The 14,035-nt window shown below is 63.9% G+C and carries 21 protein-coding genes; 8 read left to right on the top strand and 13 right to left on the bottom strand.

Annotated features, from left to right (window positions below; genetic code table 11):
- Window positions 1-10: 10 nt before the first annotated feature.
- The 5 genes from purL to HZR20_RS06590 form a co-directional block, all read right to left on the bottom strand.
- Complete coding sequence (gene purL, locus HZR20_RS06570) at window positions 11-2,206, bottom strand: phosphoribosylformylglycinamidine synthase subunit PurL (RefSeq protein WP_181685797.1); 2,196 nt, start codon at window positions 2,204-2,206, stop codon at window positions 11-13.
- A gap of 67 nt (window positions 2,207-2,273) precedes the next feature.
- Window positions 2,274-2,759: a halocyanin domain-containing protein gene (locus HZR20_RS06575; RefSeq protein WP_181685798.1), complete on the bottom strand. Its 486-nt coding sequence runs from the start codon at window positions 2,757-2,759 to the stop codon at window positions 2,274-2,276.
- Between the two features lie 132 nt (window positions 2,760-2,891).
- Complete coding sequence (locus HZR20_RS06580; protein WP_181685799.1) at window positions 2,892-3,191, bottom strand: DUF7521 family protein; 300 nt, start codon at window positions 3,189-3,191, stop codon at window positions 2,892-2,894.
- 221 nt (window positions 3,192-3,412) lie between these two features.
- Window positions 3,413-3,694, bottom strand: coding sequence for a DUF7521 family protein (locus HZR20_RS06585; protein WP_181685800.1), 282 nt, complete (start codon window positions 3,692-3,694; stop codon window positions 3,413-3,415).
- On the bottom strand, window positions 3,691-4,068 hold the full coding sequence (locus tag HZR20_RS06590) for a winged helix-turn-helix domain-containing protein (protein WP_181685801.1): 378 nt from the start codon (window positions 4,066-4,068) through the stop codon (window positions 3,691-3,693). The genes HZR20_RS06585 and HZR20_RS06590 overlap by 4 nt, the downstream gene beginning before the upstream one ends.
- Window positions 4,069-4,260: 192 nt before the next feature.
- On the opposite strand from HZR20_RS06590, the gene nirK reads away from it, so the two are divergent.
- The 6 genes from nirK to HZR20_RS06620 all read left to right on the top strand — a co-directional run bounded on the left by nirK (window position 4,261) and on the right by HZR20_RS06620 (window position 9,437).
- Window positions 4,261-5,376, top strand: a complete 1,116-nt coding sequence (gene nirK, locus HZR20_RS06595) for a copper-containing nitrite reductase (RefSeq protein ID WP_181685802.1) — start codon at window positions 4,261-4,263, stop codon at window positions 5,374-5,376.
- A 188-nt stretch (window positions 5,377-5,564) separates the two neighbouring features.
- A complete protein-coding gene (locus HZR20_RS06600; RefSeq protein ID WP_181685803.1) occupies window positions 5,565-5,819 on the top strand; it encodes an Htur_1727 family rSAM-partnered candidate RiPP in 255 nt (84 codons plus the stop codon).
- Window positions 5,816-6,970 carry a TIGR04347 family pseudo-SAM/SPASM protein gene (locus HZR20_RS06605; protein ID WP_181685804.1) on the top strand — a complete coding sequence of 385 codons (1,155 nt, stop codon included), beginning with the start codon at window positions 5,816-5,818 and terminating at the stop codon, window positions 6,968-6,970. Before HZR20_RS06600 ends, HZR20_RS06605 begins: the two co-directional genes overlap by 4 nt.
- A 115-nt stretch (window positions 6,971-7,085) precedes the next feature.
- Window positions 7,086-7,772: a PHP domain-containing protein gene (locus HZR20_RS06610; RefSeq protein ID WP_181685805.1), complete on the top strand. Its 687-nt coding sequence runs from the start codon at window positions 7,086-7,088 to the stop codon at window positions 7,770-7,772.
- 3 nt (window positions 7,773-7,775) lie between these two features.
- Window positions 7,776-8,891 carry an asparagine synthase C-terminal domain-containing protein gene (locus HZR20_RS06615; RefSeq protein WP_181685806.1) on the top strand — a complete coding sequence of 372 codons (1,116 nt, stop codon included), beginning with the start codon at window positions 7,776-7,778 and terminating at the stop codon, window positions 8,889-8,891.
- A 117-nt stretch (window positions 8,892-9,008) separates the two neighbouring features.
- The gene (locus tag HZR20_RS06620) at window positions 9,009-9,437 is read left to right on the top strand and encodes an SDR family NAD(P)-dependent oxidoreductase (RefSeq protein WP_181685807.1); all 429 of its coding nucleotides are present in this window, start codon (window positions 9,009-9,011) and stop codon (window positions 9,435-9,437) included.
- A 362-nt stretch (window positions 9,438-9,799) separates the two neighbouring features.
- On the opposite strand, the gene HZR20_RS06625 is transcribed toward HZR20_RS06620, so the two are convergent.
- From HZR20_RS06625 to HZR20_RS06655, 7 genes are read right to left on the bottom strand one after another with little or no spacing between them, the layout of a single operon-like run.
- Window positions 9,800-10,825, bottom strand: coding sequence for a tyrosine-type recombinase/integrase (locus HZR20_RS06625; RefSeq protein ID WP_181685808.1), 1,026 nt, complete (start codon window positions 10,823-10,825; stop codon window positions 9,800-9,802).
- A 36-nt stretch (window positions 10,826-10,861) separates the two neighbouring features.
- Window positions 10,862-11,119, bottom strand: a complete 258-nt coding sequence (locus HZR20_RS06630) for a hypothetical protein (RefSeq protein WP_181685809.1) — start codon at window positions 11,117-11,119, stop codon at window positions 10,862-10,864.
- On the bottom strand, window positions 11,116-11,301 hold the full coding sequence (locus HZR20_RS06635) for a hypothetical protein (RefSeq protein ID WP_181685810.1): 186 nt from the start codon (window positions 11,299-11,301) through the stop codon (window positions 11,116-11,118). Before HZR20_RS06635 ends, HZR20_RS06630 begins: the two co-directional genes overlap by 4 nt.
- Entirely contained in the window at window positions 11,298-11,744 is a 447-nt protein-coding gene (locus tag HZR20_RS06640; RefSeq protein WP_181685811.1) for a hypothetical protein, read from the bottom strand. The genes HZR20_RS06635 and HZR20_RS06640 overlap by 4 nt, the downstream gene beginning before the upstream one ends.
- A complete protein-coding gene (locus tag HZR20_RS06645; protein WP_181685812.1) occupies window positions 11,741-12,016 on the bottom strand; it encodes a hypothetical protein in 276 nt (91 codons plus the stop codon). Before HZR20_RS06645 ends, HZR20_RS06640 begins: the two co-directional genes overlap by 4 nt.
- Window positions 12,013-12,678: a hypothetical protein gene (locus tag HZR20_RS06650; protein WP_181685813.1), complete on the bottom strand. Its 666-nt coding sequence runs from the start codon at window positions 12,676-12,678 to the stop codon at window positions 12,013-12,015. Before HZR20_RS06650 ends, HZR20_RS06645 begins: the two co-directional genes overlap by 4 nt.
- Window positions 12,675-12,866: a hypothetical protein gene (locus tag HZR20_RS06655; protein ID WP_181685814.1), complete on the bottom strand. Its 192-nt coding sequence runs from the start codon at window positions 12,864-12,866 to the stop codon at window positions 12,675-12,677. Before HZR20_RS06655 ends, HZR20_RS06650 begins: the two co-directional genes overlap by 4 nt.
- A gap of 167 nt (window positions 12,867-13,033) precedes the next feature.
- On the opposite strand from HZR20_RS06655, the gene HZR20_RS06660 reads away from it, so the two are divergent.
- Window positions 13,034-13,387, top strand: a complete 354-nt coding sequence (locus tag HZR20_RS06660) for a helix-turn-helix transcriptional regulator (protein ID WP_258560380.1) — start codon at window positions 13,034-13,036, stop codon at window positions 13,385-13,387.
- A 33-nt stretch (window positions 13,388-13,420) separates the two neighbouring features.
- On the top strand, window positions 13,421-13,609 hold the full coding sequence (locus tag HZR20_RS06665; RefSeq protein WP_181685815.1) for a hypothetical protein: 189 nt from the start codon (window positions 13,421-13,423) through the stop codon (window positions 13,607-13,609).
- A gap of 54 nt (window positions 13,610-13,663) precedes the next feature.
- Here the strand turns inward: HZR20_RS06665 and HZR20_RS06670 are convergent, their stop codons facing one another.
- Window positions 13,664-13,927 carry a hypothetical protein gene (locus HZR20_RS06670; protein WP_181685816.1) on the bottom strand — a complete coding sequence of 88 codons (264 nt, stop codon included), beginning with the start codon at window positions 13,925-13,927 and terminating at the stop codon, window positions 13,664-13,666.
- Between the last annotated feature and the right edge of the window lie 108 nt (window positions 13,928-14,035).

Here is a 14,035-nt window from a genome sequence, read left to right on the forward strand (position 1 = left end):
GCGAGTCAGTTCAGTCCAGCTCGTCTTCGATGATCGACCGCAGGTCCGCGATTTCGTTTGCCGTCACTTCCAGGGTATCCGGCCCGACGGACAGCGAGAGCGTCCCGGACGAATCTGCCTTGCCGAGTTCGACGACTGGTGCGATGCCATCGAAGGCGGCCCGGACCGCGTCGGGTGCCGTCGTCTCGATCACCGCACGGCCGGCCTGTTCGTGGAAGAGTGCGCCAACGGAATCGTCGGTCTCGATGGTGACGTCCGCGCCAGCGTCCGCGTGGACCATCTCGGCGAGTGTCACTGCCAGGCCACCGTGGCTGACGTCGTGGACGGCCAGTGTCCCGTCGGCGTCGGCCACTTCGGCTACGGCTTCGACGAACGCCGACGGATCGTCGGGCAATGTGGGGAACCGATCCGTCCCGCCTTCGCCGGCGAGTAACTGTGATCCGCCGAGTCGGGGCTCGGCCTCGCCGGCAAGCGCCAGATCGCCGACCAGGAGGAGCGTTCCCTCGCCGGACAGCGACAGCGCGGGGGCCTCGTAGCCGTCCTTGGTCCCGACCATCGCCAGCGTCGGCGTCGGCGGGATCGGTCCCGTGGCCGAATCATTGTACAGCGAGACGTTGCCCCCGACCACCGGGACCGACAGGTCGGCACAGACGTCCGCGAGACCGTCGACGATGCCCGCGAACTCGCCGTACACGTCGGGATTCTCGGGATTCCCGGCGTTGAGACAGTCGACCGCGGCCAGGGGCGTTGCCCCCTTCGCGGCGATGTTGGTCGCGTTCTCTAAGCCCGCGGCCCTGGCTCCCTCGTAGGGGGCCGCCTCGGTCCAGTTCGGATCGGCACCAGCCGAAATCGCCAGGCCGACGCCCGTCTCGCGGTTATCACCGCTCGACTGTTCCGCGGACCTCCGGTCCGCGCGCGCTTCTCGGATCGCCAGCAGGGCAGCGTCATCGCCCGGCCGCATCGCGGTCCGGACCTGGACCTCGTGGTCGTACTGGCGGTAGATCCAGCGCTTGCTCGCGGTGTTGGGATGACCGACAACCGTTTCGAACGCCGATTCGATATCGACCTCGGGGCGGTCGGTCTCAGGCTGGCTCGGCTCGACACGGTCGAGATCGGCCAGCGGCGCCCCCTCGCCAACAAACTCGGCCGGGACGTCGACGACGACTTCGCCGTCCTTGGTACAGACGTACTGGCCGTCCTCGGTCACGTCGCCGATGACCGCCGAGCCCAGATCGTAGCGCTCGGCGATCGCCTGGACGCGCTCGACGTTCTCCGGGCGGACCTCGTAGACGATCCGTTCCTGGGACTCCGAAAGGAGCAGTTCCATCGCGGAGAGGCCGGGTTCGCGCTGGTGGATGGCGTCGAGGTCGATCTCGGCCCCGTATCCGCCTTTGGCGACGAGTTCGCTGGAGGCCCCACCCAGCCCGGCGGCCCCGAGGTCCCGAGCGGATTCGACGATATCCGCCTCGATCAACTGCTCGTTGGCCTCGATCAGGAGCTTCTCGCGATATGGATTCCCGACCTGGACGGCCCCACGGTCCTCAGTTTCGGCGTCCTCGGCGATGTCCTCGCTCGCGAAGGAGGCTCCACCCAACCCATCTCGACCAGTCGAGGAACCAACCAAGACGAGCTTGTTGCCCGCCGTTTGGGCTTTAGCCGTAGTGAGTCGGTCGGCCTCCAGCAGGCCGACACACGCAACGTTGACCAGGGGATTCTCTTCGTAATCCTCGTGGAAGGCGACGCTGCCCGCGACGGTCGGAACACCGATGGAGTTACCGTACTCGGAGATACCCTCGACGACACCCTCCAGGAGGTAGCGGGGATACTCCAGATCAAAGTCGCCAAAGTACAGCGAGTCAGTCAGTGCGATCGGATAGGCCCCCATCGAGAGGATGTCCCGGACGATGCCGCCGACGCCGGTCGCCGCGCCGTCGTAGGGATCGACGTAGGAGGGGTGATTGTGACTCTCGATGCCCATCGCGAGGTAGGTGTCTTCGGCGCCGGGCAGGGACACGACGCCGGCGTCGTCGCCCGGAGGGACGACGACGTGCTCCCCGTCACTTTCGAAGGCGGTGAGCAGCGGGCGTGAGGATCGATACGAGCAATGTTCACTCCAGAGGTTCTCGAACAGTGCCGCCTCCGGGTGGGTCGGGTCGCGCCCGAGTTCCTCGACGACGACGTCGCGGTCGGAGTCCGATAGGGCCATTGGCGGTCTCTCCATGCCCGGCCCGTTTATCGCTTACTATGCCGGTCCGGAGAGCGATTCTGTCTGCTCACTCGACGATGACAGCGCCCTTCATGCCACTGACTCGATGGGGAATACAGACGTAGAGATACGTGCCGGGTTCCTCGAAGGTGTACTCGTAGGTCTTGTCGCTGCTCGTGACGGCCCTGCCACTATCGAGCGGGTCGCGGTCGTCCTTCGAGACGACGTTGTGGCCGCTGCCTTTGCCGTTCCACTCCCAGACGACCGTCGTCCCCTGACTGATCGCGACGACCGGCGGGCCGAACGCCCAGAAACTGCCGTTGCCGCGCGCGCCGACAGTCACGGATACCTCCTCGGCATCTCTCGCGTCGATACCGGTCCCGTCGTAGTTGCTCGTATCCGAGAGGTACTCCTCGACTGATTCGGGGACGTCAGTGTACTCGGGATACTGGCTCGTCGTATCCTCGCCCGATCTGCTACTCGAACAGCCGGCCAGGGGCCCGATTGCAAATCCAGTCGCCAGCGCGGTGATGAACTGCCGTCTGCGTTCCATACCCGGTCCTCGGAGTCACGCCCCTAAAACGTCAGCGAGATACTCGCCGGGTGACAACGGCCCCGAACGTGTTCGAACGTCGACCGTACGAGTACGATTCGGAGCAGCCGCGCGACTGGAGCCGGCGGGGAATCAGGGGGTAAATCCGTCGCTGGCGTTGCCCACGTACAGCGAGTAGATGACGATGACAAACCCGAAGGCGGTGAAGGCACTCTCGACGCCGACGCTGACGTCGAAGCCAAAGGGCCCAAACTGGTAGAGCGCACCGCCCAGGAGTGACCCGAACGCGACGAAGGCGAGTCCGACGACGAGCGTGCGCAACGACGGGGACCCGGTTCGACAGTACGCCCGGTAGGCGAGATACGCAAGGATGCCCGTACATCCCAGCACGATCATTTTGGCGGCGGTGACGACGACGACGCTTCCTTGCATTTTCGTCCCGTATCACGAATGTGTGATCGCACGGGAGATATAAACCGCAGTGTGTTTCCACGCGGTGGGAATAACCGGCAATATAGGCCGGCAATCTGTGTCCGCGAGACACAGTCCAGCTGACGAGCGGTCCTCGACGAACAGGGATGACAGAAACGATCGACTGTGATCCGATGACGGAAGATGCGAGTGAATGCCCCTGGTGGAGTGCGGAGCGAATGTCAATCCGACGTGTACAGCGAGTAGACGATGATCGCGAACCCGGCCGCCGTCAATGCTGACTCCAACAGGAGCGTTTGATCGATCGGCAGGTTGAGGATGAGATCACTGACCCCGGCAGCGATCGCCCCGACTGTGACCACCCCGAATCCCAGCGCGAGCGCGCCAAGCGACTGGGCGTTCGTTCGGCGGTACGCCCGGTAGGCGAGGAACGTGATCAGGCCACCCAGCAGGAGGGTGAGCGTCTTCAGTGCCACGACCGTCATCGAGATATGTGGACTCATGTTTCTTTTCGCACCTCCGACCACAGGTTCTCTAAGCGTTCGTCGGCCGTCCGGGCCCGGCGCGCGATCTGGACCTCGGTCTCCCGGTCCTCCGAGAGGCCGAGGATGACTTCCTCGAAGGCAACCTCGTAGGTACTGGCGTGTTGGCCGTCCGGCCGGATCTCGACGCCTTCGGTCAACAGCGACGCCTCAGTCAGCAGATCGAGCTTCCGGTAGGTCGTCGAGAGCGGGATATCACTGGCCTCGGAGATCTCAGAGGCAGTCATGGGTTCGTCCAGTTCCTCGATTATCCGCCGACACTCCTGATCGTCGAGCGCATCGAGCACGTCCTGCAGATCTGGCGCGTCGTCGGCGGCGAACGGATCGCGGACCATTTCATTCCGACCCTCCCCGTCTGCTCGGGAGACCGGGGACGCTGGTTCCGCGCGTTCGTCGAGACGGGAGCATACACACGACTGGGCGCTTGGGGTGAATTTGTGTTTCGGTTTTCCGCGTCGGTCGCCGGTACCCGAACAGGCGAACATATTCGGCACTTGATTGACCAACTGTGGTCGTGATGTTTAGGTATGCCTAATTCAGACGGTATCCTGGCGACGACGCGGCGGCGATTGCTCGGCGCGCTGGGGGCCGGCGGAACGGCCTCTCTTGCGGGCTGTGTGGCTGCGCCCGACGCCGGCGACGTGGCCGAGGAGGCGGACACGACGACCCGGCCGGCCCGCGAGACCGACGTCGACAGTGTGGCCGCCGATCCGACTGACATTCCCGAGCCGATCGGTCGTGACGAACCGGCGACCCACGAGATCACGCTCGAAGTCGAGGAAGTCACGGCCGAAATCGAACCCGGCGTCACGTTCGATTACATGACCTTCGGCGGGCAGGTGCCCGGGCCGATGGTTCGGGTCCGACGCGGGGACACCGTCGAGTTCACGATGGAGAACCTGCCCGACAACGCCATGCCCCACAACGTGGACTTTCACGCGATCTACGGGACCGGCGGCGGATCAGTTGCGACGACCGCCGCTCCGGGGGCCGAAAACAAGATGCGCTTCCGGGCTGAGTACCCGGGCGCGTACATCTATCACTGCGCCGTGCCGAACCTCGATTATCACATCAGTGCGGGCATGTTCGGCATGATCCTCGTCGAACCCGAGGCCGGCTTGCCTGCGGTCGATCACGAGTTCTACGTCGGCCAGCACGAGCTCTACACCGATCAGCCGACGGGCCAGGCAGGTCACCACGCTTTCGATATGGAGTCGATGGCCGCCGAGAACCCAAGCTACGTGTTGCTCAACGGTGAGAAGTACGCCTACGCCGCCGACCGCTACGGCCCCTTGGAAGTCGAGACCGGCGACACAGCCCGTGTGTACATGGTCACCGGCGGCCCGAACCTTACCTCGAATTTCCACCCGATCGGCAACGTCTGGAGCGAGGCATGGCCCAACGGCGCGGTCGCCTCGACGCCCGACGAGTTCGTCCAGACAATGGCGGTCCCCCCGGGCAGTTGTTTCGTCGGCACGATGGACTTTCCTGTCCCCGAACGCGTCAAACTCGTCGATCACGCCCTCTCGCGGGTCGCACGCAAGGGCCTCATGGCCGAGATCGATGCTGTCGGCGAGGAACGACCTGACACATTCGATCCCGGCTTCGACGGGACCGACCACGCGGCTCCACACTACGAGTGACCGGGTCGAAGCAGTCCAGTATCTTATGTTTTGGCCGGATTTGGTCAGAAAGCGGTAAATGTTGCAGGGACCAGTGGCCAGAATTCGAGCGGAGAAGTCGCCTATCGGCCGGCAGGTCGACGGGCGTGCGTTCCCATGCCGTGAGAATCCACAGGACTCGTTTGTAGGTTTGCGGAGAAGAAGGGGTAATGACAGACGACGCGAACACGTTCGAGGAGGGGGACCAGCCCCGTGGGCGAGCGTCCCGCGAGTGGGAGGTCTTCGTCCGAGCGGACATCGATGGACCGCTGACGCACGTCGGCAGTGTCACCGCCGAGGAGCGTGACGGCGCCCGCGAGCAGGCCGGGGCGCTGTTCGAGGATCCGGTCGCGATCTGGCTCTGCCCCGACGAGGCAGTCTTTCGGTACACCGACGACGCGCACACGCCGGGTGAGTCGGCATGATTCCCGTGAGTACACTGCTCGGAGACGACGCGGATGCAGCGACTGTCGGTAGCCGGCAGCGGGGTGCGACGGTCGTCTGGCACGTGACCGGGGCGACCAACCTCGAGTGTTCCTATCGGCGGATTGGCGCGGGGCCGGGGCCGGCCGACGGCGAATTGACCACTGCCGAAGGGCAGGATTTGATCGACGATCTCGCTGCCTACGGGGTGGACGTTCTCCGGCTTGCCGGCGGGGAACCGCTCTTGCGCGATGATCTGGACGACTTGATCGATTACGCCACCGATGCCGGCCTGGAAACGGTCCTGGAAACCAACGGAACGCTGCTCACCGAAGACCGGGCGGCGGCGCTCGAATCGGCCGGCCTGACCGAAGTAGCCGTCGCCGTCGACGGACTCGACGAGCGTCACGACGAGATCTGGGGCCAGGAGGGGGCCTTCGATGATGCGCTCGACGGGATCGCGGCGGTTCAAGCCGCCGACGTGCCGGTCACCGTGCGGTTCACGATCACCGACGAGAACGCCGGCGACATGGAGGAAGTGGTCGATCTGCTGGCCCTGGAGGGCGTTGCCCGCTTCGAGTTCGCCCACTTGGAGTACGACGAGGAGGACGTGATGGACTTCGAAGTCGATCACGAAGCCCAGCGGCGGGCCGTCCGGCGGGTCTGTGACCTCACGCTGGACGCCCACGAGCGGGGCCACGAGGTCGAGACGCTGTTGACTGGCAATTACGCCGACGCGGGCTACGTCTATCAGTACGCCCGTGAGGAACTCGGCGAGGATCGGGCCGCGGCCGTCCGGGACGCCCTGGAGGCGATCGGCGGCGACGCGGCCGGCGAGGCCATCGCCGACATCGATTACCAGGGCAACGTTCACCTCACTCCCGACTGGCAGCGATACTCGCTGGGCAACGTCCGGGATCGGCCCTTCAGCGCCATCTGGGAGGACGAATCGAATCCCGTCCTGCGGAAACTCCGCGACCGCGAGGAGCACGTCCCTGATCGCTGTCCGAACTGTGATTACTACTCGATGTGTCGGGGCGGCTCGCGCCACCGCGCACTCGCCGCGACAGGCGATCTCTGGGCGCGAGACCCGCAGTGTTACCTGACCGACGAGGAGATCGGCCTCGACGATCCGTCCGTATCCGCGGATTGAACCAAGATCACGAGTGGGCGTCCTGTCAATCGGGCCACGATTCACGGACCGAAGTATCCCCCGAGTACTGCCGGAGACCGCGATGCTTTTGCCCCTACCGGCGCAATTCCGTGGTGTGCTATCGGTCGAGTTACACGCCCACTCGTCGCTGTCCTACGACGGTCGAGACTCCGTCGATGACTTGCTCGAACGGGCAGCATCTGCAGGACTCGATGCGCTGGCCGTGACCGATCACGACGAGATCGCAGCGAGTCTCCGGGCCGTCGACCGCGCCCCCGAGTACGGACTGCTCGGCATCCCCGGGATGGAAGTGACCAGCGCCGCCGGCCACGTTCTCGCGCTAGGAGTCGAGGAACCCATTCCAGAGGGATTGACATTCGGCGAAACGCTGGAGCGAATCCGTCGGCTTGGCGGCATTGCCGTCGTGCCCCATCCCTTCCAGGAATCCCGCAGCGGCGTGATGGCCCACGTCTCGCGGGCTGACCTGGCGGGAGCTGACGCAATCGAAGTGTACAACTCTCGACTGCTGACCGGCCGGGCGAATCGTCAGGCACGGACGTTTGCCCGCGAACACGGCGTCCCCGAAACCGCGGGGAGCGACGCCCACATTGCCGAAATGGTCGGGCGGGCGGTCACGCTCGTCGACGCCGAGGAGCGGTCAGTCGATGCCATTTTGACGGCCATGCGCAAGGGACGAACCCAGATCGATGGGCGGCGCACGCCCTGGCACATCAGCTTCCGGCAGGCCGCCGGCGGTGCCAAGCGCCGTATCCGCGCTCGTCTGGCGTCGCTACTGGAGTAACAAATGGGTTCGAACGCGGACACCACATCGACGGGACCGCTCGATGGCACCGATCCCGAAACCGTCAGGGCGGCGATCGACGACGGGAATCCGCTTCCAGGCACCCGTGGCTTTGCCGGACAGGTCGACGGGTATCTGGTCCGTGACGTGCTCGGTCGCCAGCCACTGTTTCTCGATGACGAGGACCAAGAGCGGTGGGCCTTCGACCCGACCGAGTTGGCCGACCCGACGCCGCTTCCGGCAGGACACGTCATCGATCCAGCGGGAGACCGGCGAGACGCCTGGACACTCCCGGATCCAGCCCCCCGGAGCGGAACCGCCGCCGTACAGGCCGTCGAAACCGCCATCGACGACGCGCTCGCCGCCGTCGACACCGACGGGCTGGCGATCGCGTTTTCGGGCGGCGTCGACTCGGCATTGCTGGCGGCCCGTCTCGACGCGCCACTGTACGTCGCCGGCTTTCCCGATAGCCACGATGTGCAGGCGGCCCAGGAGACAGCTAGACTCCTCGATCGCGAGGTACGCGTTGTCGAACTCGACCACGACGCGCTTGTCGAGACTGTCCCGCCGGTTGCAACCGCGACGGGGCGGACGAACGCGATGGCCGTCGAAATCGCCCTGCCGCTGTATCTGGTCGCCAAACGGGCGGCCGCCGACGGATTCGACCGACTGGCGGTCGGCCAGGGGGCCGACGAGTTGTTCGGCGGCTACGCCAAGATCGCTCGTGCACCCGAAGACCCACGCGTCGCCGCCGAGACAGTACGGGGCGCACGCCGAGAGGTGCTCGAATCACTCCCAAACCAATTGACACGGGACGTGTTGGCGATCCGGGCAGGCGGCGTCGAACCCGTCGCGCCGTTGCTTGCTGATCGCGTCGTCAAGACGGGGCTGGATCTGCCGGGATCGCTACTGGTCGCCGATCGCGGCGAGCGGAAGTATGCCCTCCGACTCGCGGCCCGGGAGTGGCTGCCCGATCCGGTGGCTTTCCGGGAGAAAAAGGCCCTCCAGTACGGCAGTCTCGTCGCCCGTGAACTCGATCGGCTGGCTCGACAGGCTGGGTTCAAGCGACGAATGGACGATCACGTCACTCAGTACGTCGAATCGCTGCTTGCCACGTGAGTGTCTGGCAGTACAGACGCTTCGACAAATGCCGCCCGAAAAAATGCGGTCGATACGTCTCAGATACTGAACCCCGGTCGCGAGGTGAAGTGCAAGTCGGTCGTAGTCCGTACTGCAATGGCAGACTGCGATTTTGCAGGACAAGCCGCAGTTGTCACCGACGGCGCGTCAGGTGTCGGGCGTCAAACGGCAATCCAGTTCGCCGAGGCTGGCGCAAACGTCGTCGTGACCGACGTCGACGACGACCGTAGCGAAGACGTCGGCAACGAGACGAACGAAGTGAGTCGAGTGGACTCGCCGGACGACTCACTTCGTTCGTCTTCCGCGCCTTCGCTCGCTTGGCTCGCGAAGACGCCGGGATTTGAACCACGCGAAGACGGTCGTCTCACTATGCTCGACGCTGCGTCTTCTCTCATTCAAATCCCGACTCGAACATTCAGAAGTGCGTCGCTCGCGAGTTTCCGAGCGACAGAACGTATGGACTCGCCGGAAGAGCAAGCTCTTCCGAACCCTCGTTCGCTCCGCTCACGAGGACGGCGGGACTGAGCGGCGACACGTGTCGCCGCGAAGGTTGAGAGACGCCGTGGGTCTCTCTGGACTGAGCGAATCCGGAGGATTCGCGAAGGTCGCCGAGGGAACGAGTGACTGACCGAGCGAAGCGAGGGAAGGAAACGAGTGGACTCGGTGGGATTTGAACCAAAGGAAGACGTTTCGGGCATGCGGCCTCACTCCGTTCGGCCGTTCCGGGGCTGCGACTTCCAGGGGTTCAAATCCGGCCGTCGACGGTAATTCGCGCCGCTCGCGAACATGCTCGCGCCGCAGGAATTATGGACTCGGCGGGGAGCGGTTGGTTTAACAATCGGTGCGTGCTGGGATTCGTTCGCGGAGGTGAGTGCGTTGCTCATGGTTCAGTTGTCAAGGAACTCGCGTCTCGTCTCCATGCGTTCCCGCTCGGAACGCTGGTCGTAGTGCTGGTCAAGGACGTCCGAGGAGACGTTCATCCGATCGGTGACTATCTCTTCGGGGACGCCGTCGCGAAGGTGCTGAGTGATCGCCCCTCGGCGCACACTGTGGGGCGACTGCGAGCTCGGGCAACGGCTCGCCTTCGCGTTATCACGCATCCAGTCGCAACTCTCTGGATGCTTGTCGTGCGGGCAATCGGAGATCATGCAGGGTCGAGTCCAGCGATACAGCGTCTGGCGAATCGGAACCTCAGTCAGGCGACCCTGCCGGCTCGTGATCAGCGGCTCGCGACCGGCCGAATCGACCACGTCGTGCCGATGATGTCGGATATAATCGCTGATCACCTGGACGTAGTGCTCGCCAACGGCGATCTTCCGCTCGGCAGCCGTGCCGTTCTTCAGTGGAGTGCTATCATCTGGACGGTGACGCAGCTGAAGGTATCGTCCCTCGGGATCGAAGTCCTCGAGGTCGAACGCTCGAAGGCTGCCCAGTCGTATCCCAGTGTGCCACAGGATCGCGATGATAACGTGATCTCGGCTGGCGTACTGGAACCGATCAAGATACCGCAACAGGTCCTTAGCCTGGTCGGTCGATAGCTTCTCATCGCTGGTCTCATCTTCCGGATCGACCTCGGGGATAAGCACGCGCTCACGTAGTCCCTGCTCGACGGCGTCGATGCTGGCGCAGAACTCCAGGAACTTCCGCAGCGTCTGGAGAATGCCGACCAACGTGACCGTGCTGACTGCCTCGTAGCGGTCGCTGTTCCCGTTCGCTCGCCAGACGCGGAACTGATGGAGATCGCGACCGGTGAGGTCGTTCAAGTTCCCGATGTCCTCCGATTTGCACCACTCGACGAAGCTTCGAAGTCGGTACTTCTGGTTCTCGAGTGACTTCTCAGAGAGTTCGGACTCACGAGAGTCCAGATACAGCTCGACGGCCTCCTGGGGACCAAGCGGCTGCAACTCACTCAAGTTCGATCACCTCCCGATTGACCACCGTCAACAGCGTCAATCATCGGCGAACCTCCGGGCCGCGTCGAGATCGAGATCTTCGGCGATCGTCAGGACGTTCCCCTCGAGCGACTTCGCACGAGATTTCGGCGTCGGCCAGTCGTCGGGATCCTCGCCCATCGCGATCCTGTTAGCCCGCTGCTGCGTGCTGATCAACTCCAGGAGCGCAGCGTTCTGGACAGCCAGCCGGTCGCCGATCTCCTCGAGCGCTTCGGACTGCCGCTGGAGCTCGGCCCGCATCTCGTCGTCAGTCATCGAGCATCGCCTCCGTCGTCCTCGACGAACAGCCCGATGGCGAGGATGAACACTCCGAACACGAGCCCAGGAACGATTCGGGCCGCATCCGGTCCCGCAGAGGGAACCGGAGGATGGTACCAAATATATCCGAACAGCAGCGGCGTCGCGATGATCGCAAGCACTCGCGAAAGGTCCGTCACTCACGATCACCACCGTCGAGACCGAGCGCTTCCAGGACGCGAGCGGTTCTGTTGCTCGGCTCGTAGCCCGTGATAAACGCTCGATGGCGGGCCAGGTCCCACGGGAGACCGTGGCCGTCCTCGGGAGTCGGGAGCGATAAATCGACGATCGTCTCGCCCTCGCGAAGGAACCAGTGCGCGCCCTCGGCGTCGTCGTAGACCTCGCCCCAGTCGAGGCGGTAGACCTCGAGGTCGCTGTCCTCGCCGCCCTGGGCGTGGAAGTACGCCTCGGCGAGGACGTAACACGACTCGGTGAGCGGATCCTCCGCGTCGCGGTAGTCTTCGTGACGGACCTCGGGATGATCGCGCACGTACTCGCGCAATTGGCGGGCGGTCTCGTCCGGCTCGACGACGATCTCCGGGATCGTGTCGACGCCGACAGTGGGAAGGTCCGCGGTTGTCATGCGTCCGAACCCTCCCGGTCGGCCGACCACTCACGATCCCACCCGTCGACGTCCCCTGGCGCGCCACAGTCCTCGCACGCGGCGACCGCCATCAGATCGCTGCCGGCGTAGTAAACGACCGTATGCGTCGCCGAGCGGCGACACGGCGACGGCTCCTCGCCAGTCCAATGTTGACACTCTTCAGCGAGTGGATCGCTGTGGGCTCCGACGAACTCGGGGGCCTTCTCCGGGAGAACTGTGCCGTCGTCGTCGGTCAACGTGTTGGTACTCATACGCTCGCCACCTCCTCGATCAGCGCTGTCCCACGAACACGCTCGATCTCCTCACGAGCGAAGCCCAGCTCCGTGCCGATCGAAAAGTCGTTCGCGATCTCGACGTCGCTGCTGTCGTCGGCCGACTCCTCGATCCGCCGGAGGAGGCTGTCGATCCCCTCGACGATCTCGTCCAGGTTGTCCGGCGGGCGCTCGCCCTCGACGATCCGGCACAGCTCGATGTGCAGGGCCCACGCGCCGCCGACGATCTGGTTATCGCTCGTCTCCTCGACAGCGTCAGCGAGCCGCTCGGCCGCCCGCTCGAAAACGGCCTCGGGCAACTGCTCGCGAACAGCGTCCTCGAGGTCCTCGCGGGTTGTCTCCTCGGCCGCGGGGAGATCGTCCTTGCCGTACAGGAGGCTCGTGTTCGTGGCGATCTCGAGCTCGTCGGCGAGCCTCCAGATACAGGCCGGGATCTGGCCCAGGTCCGTCGCGACGCTCGTGAAGTCCTGGCAGAAGCCGCCGCCGGTCTCGCGATGGCGGCCACAGAGCGGCCGGCCGCAGGACTGGCAGCGGTCGAGTGCCTCGTCGCCGCACTCGATACAGCGGTTTTCGAAGTCGATGCTCGTGTCGTCTCGTCGGTCGCGCTCTCGCTCGACGACGAGTTCGGATGGAATTGTCATAGTGAATCGTTGATCAGCAGTTGGCTCGCGCCGACGCGACACCCGCATGGCTGGGCGACGTGGATCGTCGGGCCGCGCGTCTCGATCGCGTCGATCGAGGTCCCGCAGCGCGGGCACTCGGTCGGCTGGTCGATCGTCGAATCAGGCCGAAGGCAGTCTTTTTCTGCCCAGGTAGCGTGGGTTTGCATAGGTCGTTGGGTCGACCGACGCGGCACCGTGCTGGACTCACGGTGTCGCAAACCCGGTTTTTCCACACCGAGTAGGGACACCCTACCGAGTGCCGCGTCGGTCTGAGTGAGACGTTATGTCCCAAGAACTTAGTATTTTGGTATGCTACGTCTAGATATGAGACAATATGTTTCAAGATGATAACACATCGGCAAAAGTAAATGCTATCCGCTGGTTGTTCGAGAAAATGCGGGACCGGAAATCTTGGATGAACAAAGCCTCCGATCCTGTTCTCGAACTTCTTTCTGAGGAGTTCGCGCTGAATGCCCGTTCTATCTGGTACACTCTTCAATATCGCGTACCGGACGAGAGTTCGGCTCCGGGACGAAGTACGGTTTACCGCGCTCTCGAAAATCTCGAAGAGCATGGGTTCGTCCGCCCACTTGAACAGAACAACTCGTATTACGTCATCACAGAACGCGGTGAAGCCTATTTGAGAGGTGAACGAATCGAATCTCTCGATGAACCGAGCGAGTCCTGACCTTTTTACGGGAGAGCGCGGGCAGCGAGGGCCATGCCCGAATACCACCCTCAAGACTGGCTGTTGATCGTCGAGGCGCTCGTCAGCTGGGCAGGGAACGCGAACGATCTCGATACCCCCCGCCAACGGCGCGCGTGGGCGCTTGCGGAGGAGATCGCCGCCGAGCAGGGACTCGCGCCTGGTGAAGCGCTGCTCCAGGTCGACGACGACTGGAGCGGGTGACGCCCAATCGCGAGTGCTGCGGCTCGACGTCGAGGAGACTGCTTGAATCATGAGTTAGTCGGCCGCCACTTCCCGGGAGTTCGGGTCTTTGATCTGGAGATCGTCGCGCGTTACCTTCTCGCCGGTCTTCTGATCGATCAGGTGATCGTGGACGCTCTGGGCGTCAGCACCAGCATCGAGATTGCGCTTACAAGTCCGACAACTGAAGACACCGTCCCAGACGCGCCAGTCGTTGTGCCCTTCTGGGCAGGTGAAGCGCCATTTATCGACCTTGTCCTTGATGACAAATTCCGGCTCGTGCGTCGATTGGACCGACATATGCCGACAGAGATTGCCGGTTGTATAAGAGGAAACCCGAGGACGGAGTGAAAGTGAAAGTAAGCGGTGACGGCCATATTCGACCGATGCAAGATATGTAACCCATCA

Source organism: Halorhabdus salina (genome assembly GCF_013839425.1).
Lineage (GTDB): Archaea > Halobacteriota > Halobacteria > Halobacteriales > Haloarculaceae > Halorhabdus > Halorhabdus salina.